Annotated in this window: 18 protein-coding genes; 4 read left to right on the top strand and 14 right to left on the bottom strand. The window is 54.8% G+C overall.

Annotation, left to right across the window (positions count from 1 at the left end; translation table 11 throughout):
• Nucleotides 1-15 precede the first annotated feature (15 nt).
• Nucleotides 16-1,428 (bottom strand): replicative DNA helicase, encoded by a 1,413-nt coding sequence (gene dnaB, locus QMG44_RS21635; protein ID WP_008503375.1) that lies wholly within the window; start codon nucleotides 1,426-1,428, stop codon nucleotides 16-18.
• Nucleotides 1,429-1,494: 66 nt separating this feature from the next.
• Between dnaB and QMG44_RS21630 the strand changes: the two genes are divergently transcribed.
• Entirely contained in the window at nucleotides 1,495-2,478 is a 984-nt protein-coding gene (locus QMG44_RS21630; protein ID WP_014168211.1) for a quinone oxidoreductase, read from the top strand.
• Nucleotides 2,479-2,663: 185 nt separating this feature from the next.
• Here the strand turns inward: QMG44_RS21630 and pspG are convergent, their stop codons facing one another.
• The 4 genes from pspG to QMG44_RS21610 form a co-directional block, all read right to left on the bottom strand.
• Complete coding sequence (pspG, locus tag QMG44_RS21625) at nucleotides 2,664-2,906, bottom strand: envelope stress response protein PspG (protein ID WP_020882842.1); 243 nt, start codon at nucleotides 2,904-2,906, stop codon at nucleotides 2,664-2,666.
• Between the two features lie 136 nt (nucleotides 2,907-3,042).
• Nucleotides 3,043-4,038, bottom strand: a complete 996-nt coding sequence (gene dusA, locus QMG44_RS21620) for a tRNA dihydrouridine(20/20a) synthase DusA (protein WP_086533132.1) — start codon at nucleotides 4,036-4,038, stop codon at nucleotides 3,043-3,045.
• Nucleotides 4,039-4,120: 82 nt separating this feature from the next.
• The gene (traF, locus tag QMG44_RS21615; RefSeq protein WP_153853120.1) at nucleotides 4,121-5,380 is read right to left on the bottom strand and encodes a conjugal transfer protein TraF; all 1,260 of its coding nucleotides are present in this window, start codon (nucleotides 5,378-5,380) and stop codon (nucleotides 4,121-4,123) included.
• A 221-nt stretch (nucleotides 5,381-5,601) separates the two neighbouring features.
• The gene (locus QMG44_RS21610; RefSeq protein WP_014168207.1) at nucleotides 5,602-6,090 is read right to left on the bottom strand and encodes a cupin domain-containing protein; all 489 of its coding nucleotides are present in this window, start codon (nucleotides 6,088-6,090) and stop codon (nucleotides 5,602-5,604) included.
• 115 nt (nucleotides 6,091-6,205) lie between these two features.
• On the opposite strand from QMG44_RS21610, the gene zur reads away from it, so the two are divergent.
• A complete protein-coding gene (gene zur, locus QMG44_RS21605) occupies nucleotides 6,206-6,718 on the top strand; it encodes a zinc uptake transcriptional repressor Zur (protein WP_014168206.1) in 513 nt (170 codons plus the stop codon).
• Between the two features lie 48 nt (nucleotides 6,719-6,766).
• Here the strand turns inward: zur and QMG44_RS21600 are convergent, their stop codons facing one another.
• The 4 genes from QMG44_RS21600 to QMG44_RS21585 form a co-directional block, all read right to left on the bottom strand.
• Nucleotides 6,767-6,976: a CsbD family protein gene (locus tag QMG44_RS21600; RefSeq protein ID WP_014168205.1), complete on the bottom strand. Its 210-nt coding sequence runs from the start codon at nucleotides 6,974-6,976 to the stop codon at nucleotides 6,767-6,769.
• Between the two features lie 119 nt (nucleotides 6,977-7,095).
• Nucleotides 7,096-8,433: an MATE family efflux transporter DinF gene (dinF, locus tag QMG44_RS21595; protein ID WP_014168204.1), complete on the bottom strand. Its 1,338-nt coding sequence runs from the start codon at nucleotides 8,431-8,433 to the stop codon at nucleotides 7,096-7,098.
• A 63-nt stretch (nucleotides 8,434-8,496) separates the two neighbouring features.
• Nucleotides 8,497-9,105, bottom strand: a complete 609-nt coding sequence (gene lexA, locus QMG44_RS21590; RefSeq protein WP_014168203.1) for a transcriptional repressor LexA — start codon at nucleotides 9,103-9,105, stop codon at nucleotides 8,497-8,499.
• Nucleotides 9,106-9,213: 108 nt separating this feature from the next.
• A complete protein-coding gene (locus tag QMG44_RS21585) occupies nucleotides 9,214-9,582 on the bottom strand; it encodes a diacylglycerol kinase (RefSeq protein ID WP_014168202.1) in 369 nt (122 codons plus the stop codon).
• A 154-nt stretch (nucleotides 9,583-9,736) separates the two neighbouring features.
• On the opposite strand from QMG44_RS21585, the gene plsB reads away from it, so the two are divergent.
• Complete coding sequence (gene plsB, locus QMG44_RS21580) at nucleotides 9,737-12,157, top strand: glycerol-3-phosphate 1-O-acyltransferase PlsB (RefSeq protein ID WP_063925900.1); 2,421 nt, start codon at nucleotides 9,737-9,739, stop codon at nucleotides 12,155-12,157.
• 64 nt (nucleotides 12,158-12,221) lie between these two features.
• Here plsB and ubiA read toward each other — a convergent pair whose 3' ends face one another.
• The 5 genes from ubiA to malK form a co-directional block, all read right to left on the bottom strand.
• Nucleotides 12,222-13,091: a 4-hydroxybenzoate octaprenyltransferase gene (gene ubiA, locus QMG44_RS21575; RefSeq protein WP_025206398.1), complete on the bottom strand. Its 870-nt coding sequence runs from the start codon at nucleotides 13,089-13,091 to the stop codon at nucleotides 12,222-12,224.
• Between the two features lie 12 nt (nucleotides 13,092-13,103).
• Complete coding sequence (gene ubiC, locus QMG44_RS21570) at nucleotides 13,104-13,601, bottom strand: chorismate lyase (RefSeq protein ID WP_014168199.1); 498 nt, start codon at nucleotides 13,599-13,601, stop codon at nucleotides 13,104-13,106.
• Nucleotides 13,602-13,781: 180 nt separating this feature from the next.
• Nucleotides 13,782-14,735: a maltose operon protein MalM gene (malM, locus tag QMG44_RS21565; RefSeq protein WP_032681924.1), complete on the bottom strand. Its 954-nt coding sequence runs from the start codon at nucleotides 14,733-14,735 to the stop codon at nucleotides 13,782-13,784.
• Nucleotides 14,736-14,849: 114 nt separating this feature from the next.
• A complete protein-coding gene (locus QMG44_RS21560) occupies nucleotides 14,850-16,160 on the bottom strand; it encodes a maltoporin (RefSeq protein WP_020882848.1) in 1,311 nt (436 codons plus the stop codon).
• 42 nt (nucleotides 16,161-16,202) lie between these two features.
• On the bottom strand, nucleotides 16,203-17,312 hold the full coding sequence (malK, locus tag QMG44_RS21555; RefSeq protein WP_086533131.1) for a maltose/maltodextrin ABC transporter ATP-binding protein MalK: 1,110 nt from the start codon (nucleotides 17,310-17,312) through the stop codon (nucleotides 16,203-16,205).
• A gap of 372 nt (nucleotides 17,313-17,684) precedes the next feature.
• On the opposite strand from malK, the gene malE reads away from it, so the two are divergent.
• Nucleotides 17,685-18,875, top strand: a complete 1,191-nt coding sequence (gene malE, locus QMG44_RS21550) for a maltose/maltodextrin ABC transporter substrate-binding protein MalE (protein WP_020882849.1) — start codon at nucleotides 17,685-17,687, stop codon at nucleotides 18,873-18,875.
• Nucleotides 18,876-18,905: the final 30 nt, after the last annotated feature.

Raw genomic sequence — 18,905 nt, 5'->3', positions numbered from 1 at the left:
TGAATTCCTTAAAAATTACTCATCATCATATTGAGGACCGGCGTAGTTGTCGAAACGCGACCACTGTCCGTTAAAGGTCAGACGTACCGTACCGATAGGGCCGTTACGTTGTTTACCAATAATAATTTCGGCGATCCCTTTCAGGTCGCTGTTCTCGTGATAAACCTCGTCACGGTAGATGAACATGATTAAGTCGGCATCCTGCTCGATGGAGCCCGATTCACGCAGGTCGGAGTTGACCGGGCGCTTATCAGCACGTTGTTCCAGGGAGCGGTTAAGCTGCGACAGCGCCACCACGGGCACATGCAACTCTTTGGCTAACGCCTTGAGCGAGCGGGAAATCTCCGCGATTTCCAGCGTACGGTTGTCGGACAGCGACGGCACGCGCATCAGCTGAAGGTAGTCAATCATGATAAGGCCAATGCCGCCATGTTCACGGGCGATACGGCGCGCACGGGAGCGCACTTCCGTCGGCGTCAGGCCGGAGGAGTCATCGATATAAATATTCCGTTTTTCCAGCAGGATACCCATGGTGCCGGAGATACGCGCCCAGTCCTCATCGTCGAGCTGGCCGGTACGGATACGGGTCTGATCCACGCGCGACAGCGACGCCAGAGAACGCATCATGATCTGTTCTGATGGCATCTCAAGACTGAAGATAAGAACCGGCTTGTCCTGCAACATCGCCGCATTTTCGACGAGGTTCATCGCAAATGTCGTTTTACCCATGGAGGGACGCGCCGCAACGATAATCAAATCTGACGGCTGCAGACCCGCGGTTTTCTTATTGAGATCGTCATAGCCGGTGTTCACGCCGGTGACACCGTCGTGCGGCTGCTGGAACAGTTGCTCAATACGCGCGACGGTAGCATCAAGCACATCAGCGATATTTTTCGGGCCTTCGTCTTTGTTTGCCCGGCTTTCCGCGATTTTAAAGACGCGGGACTCGGCCAGATCAAGCAGGTCTTCGCTGGTACGCCCCTGCGGATCAAAACCGGCTTCGGCGATCTCATTCGCCACCGAGATCATCTCACGAACAACTGCACGTTCGCGCACGATATCGGCATAAGCGCTGATATTCGCCGCACTTGGCGTGTTTTTTGACAGTTCCGCCAGGTAAGCAAACCCACCCACGCTGTCCAGTTGCCCCTGACGCTCCAGCGATTCCGCGAGCGTGATAAGGTCAATCGGGCTGCCCGACTCCTGCAGACGTGCCATTTCGGTAAAGATATGACGGTGCGGACGGGTATAGAAATCCTCGGACACCACGCGCTCGGCGACGTCGTCCCAGCGTTCGTTATCCAGCATTAAACCGCCCAACACCGACTGTTCCGCTTCAATCGAGTGCGGCGGGACTTTTAATCCTGCGACCTGGAAATCACGCTCGCGAGGTTCAGTCTGTTTGTTGAAGGGTTTGTTTCCTGCCATAGTGAATGGAGTTACCGAGATAAAGAGTGGGTCGAAAGATTACCATATTTTTCTGACGGAGGGAGCATGGCAACGCGCATTGAATTCCAGAAACATGGTGGGCCAGAAGTGTTAAACGCGGTGGAGTTTACCCCCGCAGCGCCTGGTGAAAACGAAGTTCAGGTTGAAAACAAAGCCATCGGCATTAACTACATCGACACGTATATTCGCGGCGGTCTCTATCCGCCTCCCTCCATGCCAAGCGGACTGGGAACGGAAGCGGCAGGCGTCGTGCTCAAAGTGGGCAGTGCCGTTAAGCATATTAAAGAGGGCGATCGCGTGGTGTACGCGCAATCCGCGCTGGGTGCCTACAGCTCCGTGCACAACGTGCCGGCCGATAAAGCCGCCCTTCTGCCAAATGCCATCTCGTTTGAACAAGCGGCCGCCTCATTCCTGAAAGGACTCACGGTCTATTATCTGCTGCGCAAAACCTATGAGATCAAACCTGACGAGCAGTTCCTGTTTCATGCCGCAGCGGGCGGCGTGGGGCTGATCGCCTGTCAGTGGGCCAAAGCGCTCGGTGCAAAACTTATCGGCACGGTGGGCAGTGCACAAAAAGCCCAGCGCGCGCTTCAGGCCGGCGCCTGGCAGGTGATTAACTACCGTGAAGAGAGCATTGCTGAGCGCCTCAAAGAGATAACCAACGGCAAAAAGGTGCGCGTGGTTTATGACTCGGTGGGTAAAGATACCTGGGAGGCGTCGCTGGATTGTCTGCAGCGTCGCGGGCTGATGGTGAGCTTCGGCAACGCCTCGGGCGCCGTGACCGGCATTAATCTTGGCATTCTCAACCAGAAAGGGTCGCTGTATGTGACTCGCCCTTCCCTGCAGGGGTATATCACTAACCGGGAAGAGCTGATCGAGGCCAGCAACGAGCTCTTTTCGCTGATCGCCAGCGGCGTGATTAAAGTGGATGTGGCGGAGGCGCAGAAATACGCACTAACCGATGCCAGGCGAGCACATGAGGTGCTGGAGAGCAGAGCAACACAGGGTTCAAGTCTGTTAATTCCCTGACCCCTAAAAAGAAATTGGGCTTCCCATGGGAAGCCCTTTCTTTTTTTTAATTCGGCTGTATGTAGGGTACAGCTCGATGAATTCTTTAGCGGCAGTCATAGTGACAGATTCGATAAGTAAATCCTATTCTGTTCTAAGCAATGCTGCCGGAAAAGTTGCAGGTATGTGACGAACACCTCAATACCTTAGTAACGAAAACGGTTATTGCGCTGATAAGTGGGCAGTTTTGGTGATTTAATCGCCCGTATCACCCACACCACGGCAATGGCCAGCAACAGCCACGGCAGGAGCTTCAGCGTCAGGGCAAATAATCCCCCGATAAACATGACCACCGTCGCCACGACGATAGCCGCCAGAATCCCGAGCAGGGAAATACCCGTCATCATCAGCATGACAAAAAAGCCAATCACAAAAAGTAGTTCTAACATGGTGCTCTCCCACGCGTTCCCAAATGATACCGCGATCATTACAAGAATCATGCCAACCATAACCCGCTGTTCTTAAAGCAAAACGCCCCGCACGGGTGTGCGAGGCGTGGTGAATTTGACGATCTTTTAGCGAAAATTATCGCTTATCAGCGACCAGACGTAGCGCGTGTTCCAGCACCTCGATATCTGCACCGGCTTTATGCGCGTTCTCGCTAAGGTAGCGACGCCACTGGCGTGCTCCCGGGATCCCCTGGAACAGGCCCAGCATATGACGGGTGATATGACCAAGGTACGTCCCGTTACTCAGCTCACGCTCAATGTAGGGATACATGGCGCGTACCACGGCAACCGGGTCGGTATCTGCGCCTTCAACGCCAAAGATTTCCCTGTCGACCGTCGCCAGAATGCCTGGATTTTGATACGCCTCGCGCCCGACCATTACGCCATCCATATGCTTCAGGTGTGTTTTGGCCTCTTCCAGCGATTTAATGCCGCCGTTGATCGACATCGTGAGCTGCGGGAAGTCACGTTTTAGCTGGTACACGCGCGGGTAGTCCAGCGGCGGGATTTCACGGTTCTCTTTCGGGCTAAGTCCGGAGAGCCAGGCTTTACGCGCATGGATGATAAACATCTCGCACTCGCCTTTTCCGGAGACCGTATTGATAAAATCGCAGAGAAATTCGTAGCTGTCCTGGTCGTCAATGCCGATACGGGTCTTGACCGTCACCGGAATGGAAACCACATCGCGCATCGCCTTGATGCAATCTGCCACCAGGGATGCATTGCCCATCAGACACGCGCCGAACATGCCGTTCTGCACACGATCGGACGGACAGCCAACGTTAAGGTTAATCTCGTCATAGCCACGCGCTTCTGCAAGCTTCGCACACTGCGCCAGCGCAGCGGGATCGCTACCGCCAAGCTGCAGCGCAACCGGATGCTCTTCTTCGCTGTAGGCCAGATAGTCGCCCTTTCCGTGAATAATTGCTCCGGTGGTCACCATTTCGGTGTACAGCAGCGTATGGCGGGAGAGCTGACGCAGGAAGTAGCGACAGTGTCTGTCCGTCCAGTCGAGCATCGGCGCAATGGAGAAACGGTATGCAGGGAAAGCAGTCTGTAATTCTGACGACATGGCGAAGTTTTAAGCATCTGGTGAAAAGGGGGCGCTACTATAGCACAAAGAAAAGCCGGAGGCGCAGCGCCTCCGGTGCACTTTAGAAGGTCATGCTCAGCTGGGCGCCTGCGCCCCAGGTCTCGTCTTCACCGTACAGGCCCATCAGGTCGACATGGACCGTGTTAAACGGTGCAAAACCGACACCGCCAGTGAAGACATTGCTGTCGTTACCTTTCATGTCAGCACGGAAACCCGCACGCACCGCCAGCCAGTTCAGCGGCGTCACTTCGGCGCCTACGCCAACATACTGAGAAGTGTCTTCGCTTTTGAAGCCTTTGGTTTCCGTCAGATCGCCATCGGCGGTTAACGTCACCAGATCGTTATGCCAGGCGGCACCCGCGGTAACCAGAGGGCGGATCTGGTAGGTGTCTTTATAGCTCACCACCTCACCCGTGCGCCCGTTGCGGATGCGAATGTCTTTGGTGTCGATATCGCGTGACATCAGGTTTTGTCCGCTCACGCCGACCGTCCAGTGCTCACCAAAATCGGCCGCGATACCGGCATCAACGTTAAAGCCGGTGTCGTCAGTACGGTAGCGGCTGTCGTTCCACTTGTTGCTGTCATAATCGTAAATGGAGGTGGTGTAGTTATAGACCCAGGTCTTTTGCAGTTTTGGAGTGACGCCAACAGATACCGGAACACCGCCAAGCTCGAACTGACGCGCCACCGCGATACCATAGTCGGAGACAATTGCCGCCCGGCCAGACGCCGTTGAGTTGAGGTTTTTCGTGATTTGATCGGTGCCGTTCAGCGCAGCGTCCAGTGCAACGCCGGCAGCCACCGCATCGCTGCGTTGAATACCGCGCAGGTAATCAATATCTTGCTGATCAATAGAAGAACTGACGCGTCCGTGGGCATAGCCTTTAGCCATAAAGGCCACGGAAAGGACATCGTTAGGAATACTGACGGCTATCCCCGCACCCGCCGTGGCGCGTGCCGTTTTGCCCTTGAGATAATCCAGCTCATCGGCGAGATCTTTCGCCGCGCCCTGGAACTGGTTGATGGAACCTAACGGGTTGGTAATGATCTCAATCGGTGTAAGGTTATCAACCACGTCTTTGTAATGGTTGATTTTATCGTTGATGGTATCAATCTCATCCTGAAGATTGTCTTCATCAGTCACCTGCACGCCAGCGGACGGTAAAATGACCGTCACATCGTCGTCCGGTTTCGCCTTCGCCAGTAGCGCAGGGTTGATTAACGCCCCGCTGCCATAGTTTCCGGCCGCGACACCCGTGCCCCCCATGGCGTCGCTACGTGATTCTGTCCAGGTATTGGCTGCTCCCGCCTGATTTGCCATAAACAAGGAGACAGCGATGCTAACCACCGAAAATTTAAAATGTTTTTTCACAGTATGCTCGTCTTATAGTCTGTTATTAAATAACCCCTGTCTGTTATCTCCCAAACAGGAACGAACTATTGCTGTGAATAAGTGCAAAAAGACCCGCTATTTCCTTAAGTTAAATTCCCGCCAGGCCTGTTGTTATTTGTGACGGCCCTCAATATTTATAGAAGAGGAAATTATTTTTTCCCAGGTTTTCCATCGTGCGGTCCAAAAAACTGAGGAGGGTGGTCTACCCAGCGATCGTCGCGCGTGGCGGCGTACTCCGGATTAAGCGGATAATAGATACGGTTATGCTTCTTGTTGGCCTCACCCACCACCAGAAGCCGTACCTCTTCGTCGGTGTTGTTGATGAAGGTATGACAGACCCCGGTTCCGGCGGGAAAGCCCACGCTGTCGCCAGGTTCAAGTTTCCATAGATATCCGTTAATCCAGGCTTCAGGGTAGCCTTCAAGCACGTAGATAAACTCTTCTTCGTCGCTTTCAGCATGAGGATAAGAGGTCCGTCGGCCTGGCGGTAAGCGCTCATGGTGTATACCAATGCGTCCAAGGCCGAGCTTACGCGCCAGCGGTGCGCCAATGGCAAAACGTTCACTACTGTCGGGATAGGTTGAGTCATCTGCGCCTTCTACGTCGCGCCAGTGTCGAATACAGTCAGGTCTTTTCATCGTTTATTCCCCGGATTGCGTTGCGTCAGGTATAGCACAGCCTGGCGGATCTCGGTGTTTTTAGCAGAACATGATAAAGTGGGGGTTTTCCAGCCTATAACATCCGGGGTGCTAAATGGATAAGTCCACAAAAGAGCTGTTAGCGCAGGCAGAAAAGCTGTGCGTGCAACGCAATGTGCGCCTGACTCCGCAGCGCCTTGAAGTATTACGTTTGATGAGCCTGCAGCAGGGCGCGATCAGCGCGTACGATCTGCTTGATCTGCTGCGCGAAAGCGAGCCACAGGCTAAACCGCCAACGGTGTACCGCGCGCTGGATTTCCTGCTGGAACAGGGCTTTGTGCATAAGGTTGAATCGACAAACAGCTATGTGCTGTGCCATCTGTTCGATCAGCCAACCCATACGTCGGCCATGTTTATCTGCGATCGCTGCGGCAGCGTGAAGGAAGAAGGTGCGGAAGGCGTTGAAGATATTATGCATACGCTGGCAGCCAAAATGGGCTTTGCGTTGCGTCATAACGTGATTGAAGCGCACGGCCTGTGCTCAGCCTGCGTAGAGGTAGAAGCCTGTCGTCACCAGGATGAGTGCCAGCACGACCATTCTGTACTGGTGAAGAAAAAGCCGCGTTAACGGCAAAAGAAAAGGCGGCCCGAAGCCGCCCTCAGGGGGAGTAAAGGATTACCAGCGATAATCGTTACGGGTTTCCCAGTCTTTCACTTCGTTTTCAGCACGATCTTTCTCGTAGCCGTAACGTTCCTGAATTTTACCCACCAGCTGATCGCGTTTACCTTCGATGATGGTCATATCATCATCCGTCAGCTTACCCCACTGTTCTTTCGCTTTACCTTTGAACTGCTTCCAGTTGCCGCCGATTTCGTCTTTATTCATAATCGTGTCCTCGTGTTAAGCGTCTGTAAGTTTCGTCCGCTTCGTTCTTTTCTGCTGGACGTGATTATTATTGTAGTTAAGGATCCGGCAGTTGTTTTTATATTCGGAATCTTTAACCGTCACGATATATCGTGGCGGGAAGGCAGCCAGGTGTTATTTCGCCAGTGACGATGCCAGATAAAGGCCAGCGACAGACCACGTAACGCGAGGAAAACCGCCAGAGCCAGCCACAAACCGTGGTTGCCCAGATACGGCAGCGTCAGCAACGTCAGACCAAATCCCGCCGCAGCGACCGCCATGCTATTGCGCATCTCCGCACCTCGCGTCGCGCCAATAAACATGCCGTCCAGCAGATAACACCACACGCCCACCACCGGTAAGATTGCCTGCCAGAAGAGATAGTGACTCGCCAGCTCGCGCAGCGATGGGAGGGAGGTGAGTAAGGCAACGATCTGTTCACCCAGACAGGCGTAAATGAGTGCAAACGCCAGCGCCACCAGGCCTGACTGACGACAGGCGGCCCGCCACACCTCGCGGAGCTGGCCGCTTTCGCGTGCGCCATACGCTTGCCCGGAATGGGCTTCAACGGCATAGGCAAAGCCATCCAGCGCATACGCGGTAAAGGTGAGCAGCGTCATCAGGACCGCATTAACCGCGACGATCTCCGGCCCAAGTCGCGCCCCAAAGACCGTCAGCGCGCCAAAGCAGAGCTGAAGCAGTAACGAGCGCAGCATAATGTCGCGGTTGAGCGCCAGCAGCGTGCGGATATTACCGCGCCACGCGGTTTTGAGCATCGCAAGCGAGATACCGCGCAGGGCCAGCACGCGCCAGACCATCCACAGGCCGATGAAAAAGGTACCGTATTCTGCAATTGCCGTCGCCAGCGCGGCGCCCTGCACGTTCATATGCAGACCCATCACCAGCCAGACATCAAGCACGATGTTGAGAAGATTGCCTGCCACCAGCAGAATGACTGGCGCACGGGCATACTGCACGCCGAGTAACCAGCCAAGCAGGACCAGGTTCGCCAGTGATGCGGGCGCGCTGAGCCAGCGAATTTCAAGGAAGCGTCGCGCCTGCTCAAGTACCGCCTCGCTCCCGCCAACGACATGCAGCGCCAGATCAATCAGTGGCGTGCGCAACACCACAATCAGCGCACCTGCGCCCAGGGCAAGGATCAAGGGTTGTACCAGCGCTCGCGCCAGACGCAACGGATCTTTTGCGCCGTACGCCTGAGCCGTAAGCCCGGTGGTACTCATACGCAAAAAGAGCAGCAGCATAAAAAGGAAGCTGGTTGCCGTCGCGCCGATCGCGACGCCGCCCAGATAAACGGGGGAATCCAGATGACCAATAACAGCCGTGTCTACCAGTCCCAGCAGAGGGACGGTGATATTGGAAAAAATCATTGGCAGTGCAAGACGCCACAATGCCTTATCTGATGTCGTCAGCAGTGACATGAAAAATACCGGCAGTGGAGATTGAATCAGGCTACGGCAGGTCCGTAGCCTGTTATGACATGATTACAGCCATTCACCGTTGCGGATAACCCCAACAGCCAGCCCTTCAATAGAGAAGTTATGTTCGCGGAGATCCACAACAATCGGGGAGAACTCGTTGTTTTCAGGCAGTAACTGGACGGTGTTACCCTGCTTTTTCAGACGCTTAACGGTAACTTCATCGTCAATACGCGCGACCACAACTTGCCCGTTGCGCACGTCCTGGGTTTTATGAACTGCGAGCAGATCGCCGTCCAGAATACCGATATCTTTCATCGACATGCCGCTGACGCGCAGCAGGAAATCTGCGCTCGGTTTAAACATGCCTGGGTCAACCTGGTAGTGACCTTCAATATGCTGTTGTGCCAGCAAAGGTTCACCTGCCGCGACACGGCCCACCAGCGGAATGCCTGTCTCTTCTTCCACCAGCAGACGGATGCCACGTGAAGCGCCCGATACAATCTCAATGACGCCTTTACGCGCCAGCGCTTTCAGGTGTTCTTCGGCAGCATTCGGAGAACGGAAACCCAGACGCTGAGCGATCTCCGCACGCGTGGGTGGCATACCCGTCTGGCCGATATGATCCCGGATGAGATCAAACACCTCTTGCTGCCTGGTCGTTAACGCTTTCATTCCGCCCCCTGGGTGTATATACAGTTATGCTGTGAGTATATACAGTCAAAGGCGATTTTGGAACCAAAAACTGCACAAAAAACCAGGGACTTAATTATTTCTCGAGGCTTATCGGAAATGTGACCAAAGCAGCGTGACCCAGGTGATGACCGCAGTGATAATCGCCAGCAATACGGCAGCGGACCCCATGTCTTTCGCCCGGCCGGAGAGCTCATGGAAATCAGAGCCGATACGGTCCACCACGGCCTCAATAGCGCTATTGAGAATTTCCACTATCATCACCAACAGCACGGAGCCGATCAACAAAACGCGGGTAATCGCATCAACATCAAGGAAACAGGCGATAATCACCGCGATGATAGCGGCGACGCCCTCCTGGCGAAACGCGGCTTCATTGACCCACGCGGCACGGAAACCTTTCCATGAATAGCCGGCGGCTTTGATGATTCGGGTTAACCCAGTGGTATTATTGGCCATTAAAAGAACCTTTTAATTAAAATAGCGTCAGTAACAGTAGGCGCAGCGTGTTTCGCTGCTGCCTGAAGTATGACGGGTAACAACAGAAATTTTGCGCGCTTTCTGTTATCCTTGCGCCGCAATTGCATTATTAACCAGAGGCTTTACATCGTTTATGTCCGGCTGGCCACGAATTTACTACAAATTACTTAATTTACCATTAAGCGTCCTGGTAAAAAGCAAGTCTATCCCAGCGGAACCCGCGCTGGAATTGGGGCTCGATACGTCACGCCCAATTATGTACGTTTTGCCTTATAACTCGAAGGCAGACCTACTGACGCTTCGCGCCCAGTGTCTGGCGCATGATTTACCTGACCCGCTTGACCCCCTCGAAGTCGACGGCACTCTGCTGCCGCGCTATGTGTTCATTCACGGCGGGCCGCGCGTGTTTACCTATTACACGCCAAAGGAAGAGTCCATCAAGCTTTTCCACGACTATCTCGACCTGCACCGCAGCAATCCGGGTCTGGATGTGCAGATGGTGCCGGTATCGGTGATGTTTGGTCGCCGCCCGGGCAGAGAGAAAGGTGAAGAGAACCCGCCGCTGCGCATGCTTAACGGTATTCAGAAATTCTTCGCGGTCTCCTGGCTGGGACGTGACAGCTTCGTGCGTTTCTCCCCGTCCGTTTCGCTGCGCCGTATGGCGGACGAGCACGGCACCGACAAGATTATCGCGCAAAAACTGGCGCGCGTGGCGCGTATGCACTTCGCCCGTCAGCGTCTGGCTGCCGTCGGCCCGCGTCTTCCTGCACGTCAGGACCTGTTCAACAAGCTGCTGGCCTCCAAAGCGATTGCCAGAGCCGTTGAAGACGAAGCGCGTAGCAAAAAGATTTCCCATGAGAAAGCACAGCAGAACGCTATTGCACTGATGGAGGAGATTGCCGCGAACTTCTCTTACGAGATGATTCGTCTTTCCGATCGTATTCTGGGCTTTACGTGGAACCGCCTCTATCAGGGCATCAACGTTCATAACGCCGAGCGCGTACGCCAGCTGGCCCATGATGGCCATGAGATTGTCTATGTCCCCTGCCACCGCAGCCACATGGACTATCTGCTCCTCTCCTATGTGCTCTATCACCAGGGTCTAGTACCGCCGCACATCGCTGCCGGCATTAACCTGAACTTCTGGCCAGCCGGCCCGATTTTCCGCCGCCTGGGGGCGTTCTTTATCCGTCGTACCTTTAAGGGCAACAAGCTCTACTCCACCGTATTCCGTGAATATCTTGGCGAGCTGTTCAGCCGCGGTTATTCCGTTGAATACTTCGTGGAAGGGGGTCGCTCCCGTACCGGTCGTCTGCTCGATCCTAAAACCGGCACGCTGTCGATGACCATTCAGGCGATGCTGCGCGGGGGAACCCGCCCGATCACCCTGGTACCCATCTACATTGGCTACGAGCACGTGATGGAAGTGGGCACCTACGCCAAAGAGCTGCGCGGTGCGACCAAAGAGAAAGAGAGCCTGCCGCAGATGCTGCGCGGCCTGAGCAAGTTACGCAACCTTGGCCAGGGCTACGTCAACTTTGGCGAGCCGATGCCGCTGATGACCTACCTGAACAACCATGTTCCGGAGTGGCGCGAGTCTATCGATCCTATCGAAGCGATTCGCCCGGCCTGGCTGACGCCTACGGTCAACAGCATCGCCTCTGAACTGATGGTGCGTATTAACAACGCCGGTGCGGCAAACGCCATGAACCTGTGCTGTACGGCGCTTCTGGCCTCTCGTCAGCGTTCACTGACCCGTGAACAGCTTACGGAGCAGCTGGATTGCTATCTGGACATGATGCGCAACGTGCCGTACTCGGTGGATTCGACCGTACCGGTAAGCACAGCAAGCGAGCTTATCGAGCATGCCCTGCAGATGAACAAGTTTGAAGTCGAAAAGGACACCATCGGCGACATCATCATTCTCCCGCGCGAGCAGGCGGTGCTGATGACTTACTATCGCAACAACATCGCGCATATGCTAATGCTGCCCTCGCTCATGGCGGCCATCATCACCCAGCATCGTCGCATCTCGCGTCAGGAGCTGTTGCGTCATGTTGAAACGCTCTATCCAATGCTGAAAGCGGAGCTGTTCCTGCGCTGGGACAAGGACGAACTGGCGACTGAGCTGGATAAACTGACCGAAGAGCTGCGTCGTCAGGGGCTGATTACCGTCACGAACGACGAGCTGCATATCAATCCGTCACGGTCCCGTACCCTGCAACTGCTGGCGGCGGGCGCGCGTGAAACGCTGCAGCGCTACGCTATCACCTTCTGGTTGCTGAGCGCGAATCCGTCCATTAACCGCGGTACGCTCGAGAAAGAGAGCCGGACGCTGGCACAGCGCCTGTCTGTTCTGCACGGGATTAACGCCCCGGAATTCTTCGACAAAGCGGTCTTCAGCTCTCTGGTGCTGACGCTGCGTGATGAAGGGTTTATCAGTGATACGGGCGATGCCGAGCCGGAAGAGACGCTGAAGGTGTACCAGATGCTGGCCGAACTGATCACGTCTGATGTGCGTTTAACGATTGAAAGTGCGACGCAAGGCGAATGAAGCGTGCAGCGGTCTGATGACCTGCGATGAAAACAAAAACGGCAGCCTTCTGGCTGCCGTTTTTTTACGAAAAGTAGCTCATCGCCAGCCCTAAAAACAGCACCAGACCGACATAGTTGTTATTCATAAACGCCTTGAAACAGGCTTCACGCTCCCGTTTCGCAATCAGCTTCTGCTGGTAGACAAACAGCATTCCCGCCACCAGCACGGCCCAGTAAAACGCCCAGTTGAGCCCGTTCAGGTAACCCATCGTCACCATTAACGCCAGCACCGCAACCTGCAGGATACCGATGATCAGCTTGTCATGACGTCCGAAGAGGATCGCCGTCGATTTAATGCCAATCTTCAGGTCATCGTCGCGGTCTACCATCGCGTATTGCGTGTCGTATGCCACGGCCCAGAGAATGTTCGCCAGGAACATCAGCCAGCAGCTTAACGGGACGGACTCACTCACCGCCGCAAACGCCATCGGGATCGACCAGCCAAACGCCGCGCCCAGCACCACCTGAGGCAGGTGGGTGTAGCGCTTCATGAACGGATAAACCCAGGCCAGAGCCAGGGCCGCGACTGAAAGCAGAATGGTCATGGTGTTCAGGGTTAACACCAGCAGGAAAGAGAGCAGCACCAGTACGATAAACAGCGTACGGGCCTCTTTTTCGGTCACTTGTCCGCTGGGCAACGGACGATGGGCCGTACGTTTTACGTGCCCGTCGAATTTACGATCCGCATAGTCATTGACTACGCAGCCCGCCGCACGCATCAGCCAGACGCCTGCAATGAACACCCCCAGGATCCACAGCGGCGGTACCCCTGGTGTTGCTACCCATAGCGCCCATAGGGTCGGCCACAGCAGCAACAGCGCGCCGATGGGTTTATCTGTACGCATCAAGCGGTGATAAGCCAACAGCTTATTCTGCGTCAGGCTCCACTCCATTTTTTCTTCCTCTTAGTACAACGGCGATGCCGGTAAAAAAAGCTCCGTCAGTATTAACGGTTTACCGCTCAGGCGAAGGCGGGAACGACGCCCCCACAGTTCGGCATCGCGACCAATCTCAATAAAATCCCGGGTAAGCTCGGACGACGTGAAAAGATAACGCCCCAGCGGCGTATTCCCCAGCCGTTGTAGCGCCAGTTCTGGCCCGGAAAGGGTAGACTCGGGAACGACCGTTCGTCCGGCAAGCCATGGCTCACCGTCTGCACAGAGTAAAATTTCGCGCAGCCAGTAGCGTTCTTCCTGCGGCAACAGCGGCAGCTCAGAGGCGATCTCAGCACAAGAGACAAACCCTTCCTGAACCAGGGTCACCGTAACGGTTTTGCCCTGCTGCTCGAAACGTTTAGTCATGGAATCTTCCAGCAGCAGCCAGTCCAGTTGCTCCGGGTCAAGCGCAGGTATTTGGTCGAAATAGCGCAGCGCACGCAGTTGCGTTAGCGCGGGGTGTGACATGCCAGACTCTCCGATACATAACGTAATGGCATTGTATCGCAGAAAAGCGGATTGAGGGGGGCCAAACGTTATTTAACGATCACGATCGCAACAAGAGCGCAACAGCCCGTGTGACACCAAAAAAAGTGCGCCCACTCAGGCGCACTAAACTACTAACAAATCAGCACTGTGGGGAAACGGTTACCCCTTGCCTTTTACACTGCTGATAAAGGTGGAACGGGCAGTGGTTGAACCTAAACGTTCGGCTTCATCAAGCAGTTTCAGCGCTTTGTCGACATCGCCGCGCTTCACCGCCTGCTTAATGGCGTTATTGAAGTATTCTTCGGTGTCGTTCAGTACCGGCTCGGCTTTCTTCGCCGGAGCTGGAGCTGCGGTTGCAGCCGGAGCCGCCGCCGTAGCAACGGGTGCGGCATACACAGGCGCAGCAGTGTTCCCCACCGTGACCGGGCCTGTACCGGATGAACCAAACAGAGGGCCAACCAGTACGCTGGAAGCACTGTTTGTTGAGACTTTCAGCTTCAGCAACCCGTCGGTGACATGACGCGCTAACGGATCCGGGATATCCGGAACAGAGTTACCGGTTCCTTTGGCATAGGCTTTTGCCGGGTCGGTGAGCTTAGTGGTCTGCTGCAAATCTTTGTCCGTGGTGAAGACCAGGACATAAATCTTCTGCTGTCCCAGAGCAGGCGTCAGGCGCATTTTGCCTTCGAGGCGGTCAGCGCTCATGACGCCAGGTTCCTGGTAACCAAAATAGTCGCTCGGGAAGAAGGCAGATGGCGTCAGGTTTTGATCCAGAATCAGGACGTTAGGCGCAAATACGCTGGTCTGCTTACTTACTTCGCTGGTCAGCGTCAGGGTCAGCTCACCAATATTGGCCGGGACGCTGAAAGCGGCAACCGGACCGGCAATTCCCGGCACGTTAAGCTGTTGGCCTGCCGCAGAAAGTTGGGTTGACTGGGTTTTGGATTGGTCAACCGGCGTCCAGGTCAGTTGCTGGAGCGCTGCCGCCGGGATGGCAGGCGCAGCGCTGGTATTTTGTGGCACGAAATTGACATCTGCGAAGGTGATCGCCGGAACACAGGCCAGCAGCCCCGCAGAGAGGCACAGCGCGACGAGACTTTTCTTCATTTTCATTGTTATTACCTCTGATAGCGTGAGCACTGCGGTGGCCAGGCAATAGCGCGCAGCACCCTAAGGATAGAGGGGCTTACGCCCCTCTTTTTAGGTCATTACGTCAGGTCTACCGAATTACCACCAGATTTCCATCTGGGCACCGAAGGTCCACTCGTCGGAGTCGCCACGGCTGAAGGTTTTCGCGGAAGTGTCGCTATACGCTACGCCAGAGGTGTAACCTGCGCCTGAGTCGTTGTTCGCATAGCCCCATTTCTCATCCCACTTCGCGTAGGTTGCGAAGACACGGATAGCCGGGCGAGACCAGATGCTGTCGCCTGCCTGCCATTGCTGTGCCAGGGTGATTTTGTATTGGCTGTTTTTCTCGTCAGTTTTCTGAGACTTAACGTTGTCGTAGCCCACTTCAAGCAGGGTGCTCATGATTGGCGTCCATTTGAACATTGGACGAACGCCGACAGTCCACCACTCTGTACCATTGTTGTTGTCACGATCGATATTCTGGTACATACCGACGTACATCAGGTCCCAACGGTCTGCCAGGGTGATTGCACCGTGGTCCAGCACACGCCACATGGAACCGTCGTTATCAATGCTACCGCCCTGCGGAATACCTTTGCCGTTAGAGGTCATGGAGTCCGTACCGTACTGCAGCACGAACTTGTTGAAGCCTTTCAACATGCTCTGGGTGTGCTCAGCGGTGAACAGCCAGCCATCTTTAGAGGCGCCAGGCTGCAGATAGTAGTCGTCAGGAATGTTGGTGTGACCATAGTCAACACCCAGTTCCAGTGTACCACCCGGGTTGGTTTCCAGGCCGGCCAGACGGACGTCGAAGACATCGTTTGGTACTACGTTGTCATAAATACGGTCGCCGTTCGCATCACGATCGGCGAAGGTTGCAGAACCGCCGGACTCAGAAGAACGGGTCGCGGCCAGAGACAGTTTACCGAAGCCCAGATCGATGTTTTCGATACCCGCACCAGGACCAGAGATATCCCAGTAGTAGAAGTCGATCATGTGGACGTCATGACGCTGATAGAAACGCTTACCGGCCCAGATGGTGGAGCCTGGCAGCCATTCAATCAGGTTTTTACCCTGCACGTTTGCTTCACGGAAGGCCGGGCTGGTGGATTCCCAGTCATTCTGTTGAGAAACGGAATACGCAACGTTAGTGTCGAAATAGAAGCTCTTATCGCCCTCTTTCCACACTTCCTGACCCAGTTTCAGTTCAGCGTAGGTTTCACATTCGTTACCGAGACGGTATTTACTTTGTGCACCGGTTGCCTGGAAACATTGTTGTTCACCGCCACTCCCGGTCCAGCCAATGCCAGAACGAGCATAACCTTTAAAGTCCACGGCACCCGCGTGTGCAGACAAAATGCCTGCCGTCACGGCGATTGCCAGAGGAAGTTTGCGCAGAGTAATCATCATTCTATCTCCTGAGATCATTGCTTTTCTTTGTAATTGGAATGCTTAAACGCCTGGCTCTGTGTGCAACCGACGACATGCGGTGCCATCCTCACGGAACAGATGGCAACGCTCTGGCGGCAAACCGATAGCGAATGTGGCACCCTCTTCTACCAACACCACGTCATTCTGGCGGTAGACCAGGTTCTGACGGATGGCGGGGATCTGGATATGAATCTGTGTTTCGTGACCAAGTTGTTCGACGACCTGAACGTCACCTTCCAGCGTCACATCGGCGATGTGGCTCGGCAGTAAATGCTCAGGACGAATACCGAGGGACATATTGGCCCCCACCTGTACGTTGGCGCTGTCGACCGGCAGCCACACTTGCTGACGGTTTGGCAGCTCCACCTGTACCTGTTCAATGGCTGTCGCGGTCACTTTGACGGGCAGGAAGTTCATCTTTGGCGAGCCAATAAAGCCCGCAACAAAGCGGTCTGCCGGGTAGTGATAAAGCTCCAGCGGTTTACCCACCTGCGCCACGCGACCGGCGTCCAGCACCACAATTTTGTCGGCCAGCGTCATCGCTTCGACCTGATCGTGGGTGACGTAAATCATCGTGCGGCCAAGACGTTTGTGCAGACGGGAGATTTCGATACGCATCTGGACGCGCAGAGCGGCATCCAGGTTAGAAAGCGGTTCATCGAGCAGGAACACACGCGGTTCGGCGACCAGCGTACGGCCAATTGCCACACGCTGACGCTGACCACCAGAAAGGGCTTTTGGTTTACGCTCAAGCAGGTGTGCCAGCTGTAACACTTCCGCCACCTGCGTGACGCGCTGGTTAATCACCTCTTTTTTCGCGCCCGCCAGCTTCAGACCGAAGGACATGTTCTCGGCTACGGAAAGGTGGGGATAGAGTGCATAAGACTGGAAAACCATGCCGACGCCACGTTCGGCAGGCGGAATGTCATTCATTCGGGTATCACCAATCAGCAAATCGCCGCTGGTGATGGTTTCAAGACCGGCAATCATACGCAGCAGAGTTGATTTACCGCAGCCAGATGGGCCGACAAATACCACGAATTCACCTTCGTGGATGTCCAGATTGATGTCTTTCGACACCACAACGTCACCCCAGGCTTTCGTTACATTACGCAGCTGTACGCTCGCCATGCCCTTCTCCCTTCGTTACAACCTGTCACCGACAGAAACATTCAAGATAAGTTCACTATGGGGTATCCATTACTTTCGTGAATCCTCCACCCCCCGGCTTTTTTATGGGGGAGGAGGCGGGAGGATGAGAGAGCAGGCTCTGCGACCGCCGCTGGAGGGCTGAGGCGAAATTCGTGAAGCCACCTGCAAAATTCACTGTGTTTTTATGTGCGCCAGCACTCATAACTTAAATTTATGTAACGGAGATCACACAAACGGGGGGTGGGGCGTAGGGGTTGGGAGGATGGAAAGAGGATGTCAAATAAGGAGACTGAGTCACGTTGAACCACCTCAGTGTATCCACGAGCACATCACCAAAAAAGGATGGCAGATATGAAGATCAAGACTGGCGCACGCGTTTTCGCATTGTCCGCCCTTGCAGCAATGATGATTTCCGCACCGGCTCTCGCCAAAATTGAAGAAGGTAAGCTGGTTATCTGGATTAACGGCGATAAAGGCTATAACGGCCTGGCCGAAGTGGGCAAGAAATTCGAGAAAGACACCGGTATCAAAGTTACCATTGAACACCCGGACAAACTGGAAGAGAAATTCCCGCAGGTTGCTGCAACGGGTGACGGTCCGGACATCATCTTCTGGGCACATGACCGTTTCGGTGGCTACGCGCAGTCGGGTCTGCTGGCTGAAGTGACGCCAGACAAAGCTTTCCAGGACAAACTGTACCCGTTCACCTGGGATGCCGTTCGCTATAATGGCAAGATCATCGCTTACCCAATCGCGGTAGAAGCGCTGTCTCTGATTTACAACAAAGACCTGGTACCCAACCCACCGAAAACCTGGGAAGAGATCCCGAAACTGGATAAAGAGCTGAAGGCGAAAGGTAAGAGCGCGCTGATGTTCAACCTGCAGGAACCGTACTTCACCTGGCCGCTGATTGCTGCCGACGGCGGTTACGCGTTCAAATTTGAAAACGGCAAATATGACGTGAAAGACGTGGGCGTGGACAACGCTGGCGCGAAAGCAGGCCTGACCTTCCTGGTTGACCTGATCAAAAACAAACACATGAACGCGGATACCGACTACTCCATCGCAGAAGCGGCGTTCAACAAAGGCGAAACCGCGATGACCATCAACGGTCCGTGGGCCTGGACCAACATCGACAAGAGCAAAATCAACTACGGCGTAACCCTGCTGCCAACCTTTAAAGGCAAGCCGTCTAAACCGTTCGTTGGCGTGCTGAGCGCAGGTATTAACGCTGCCAGCCCGAACAAAGAGCTGGCGAAAGAGTTCCTGGAAAACTACCTGCTGACCGATCAGGGTCTGGATGAAGTGAACAAGGACAAACCGCTGGGCGCGGTTGCGCTGAAATCCTTCCAGGATCAGCTGGCGAAAGACCCACGTATCGCGGCAACCATGGATAACGCCCAGAAAGGCGAAATCATGCCGAACATCCCACAAATGGCAGCGTTCTGGTACGCCACCCGTACCGCCGTCATCAACGCAGCAAGCGGTCGTCAGACGGTTGATGCTGCGCTGAAAGATGCTCAGGGTCGTATCACGAAGTAAGGCTTTTATCCCCTCTCTCCCCTGCGGAGA

It is taken from the genome of Enterobacter sp. 200527-13, from assembly GCF_027924865.1.
GTDB lineage: Bacteria > Pseudomonadota > Gammaproteobacteria > Enterobacterales > Enterobacteriaceae > Enterobacter > Enterobacter ludwigii.
This window is presented reverse-complemented; position numbering and strand designations above follow the sequence as displayed.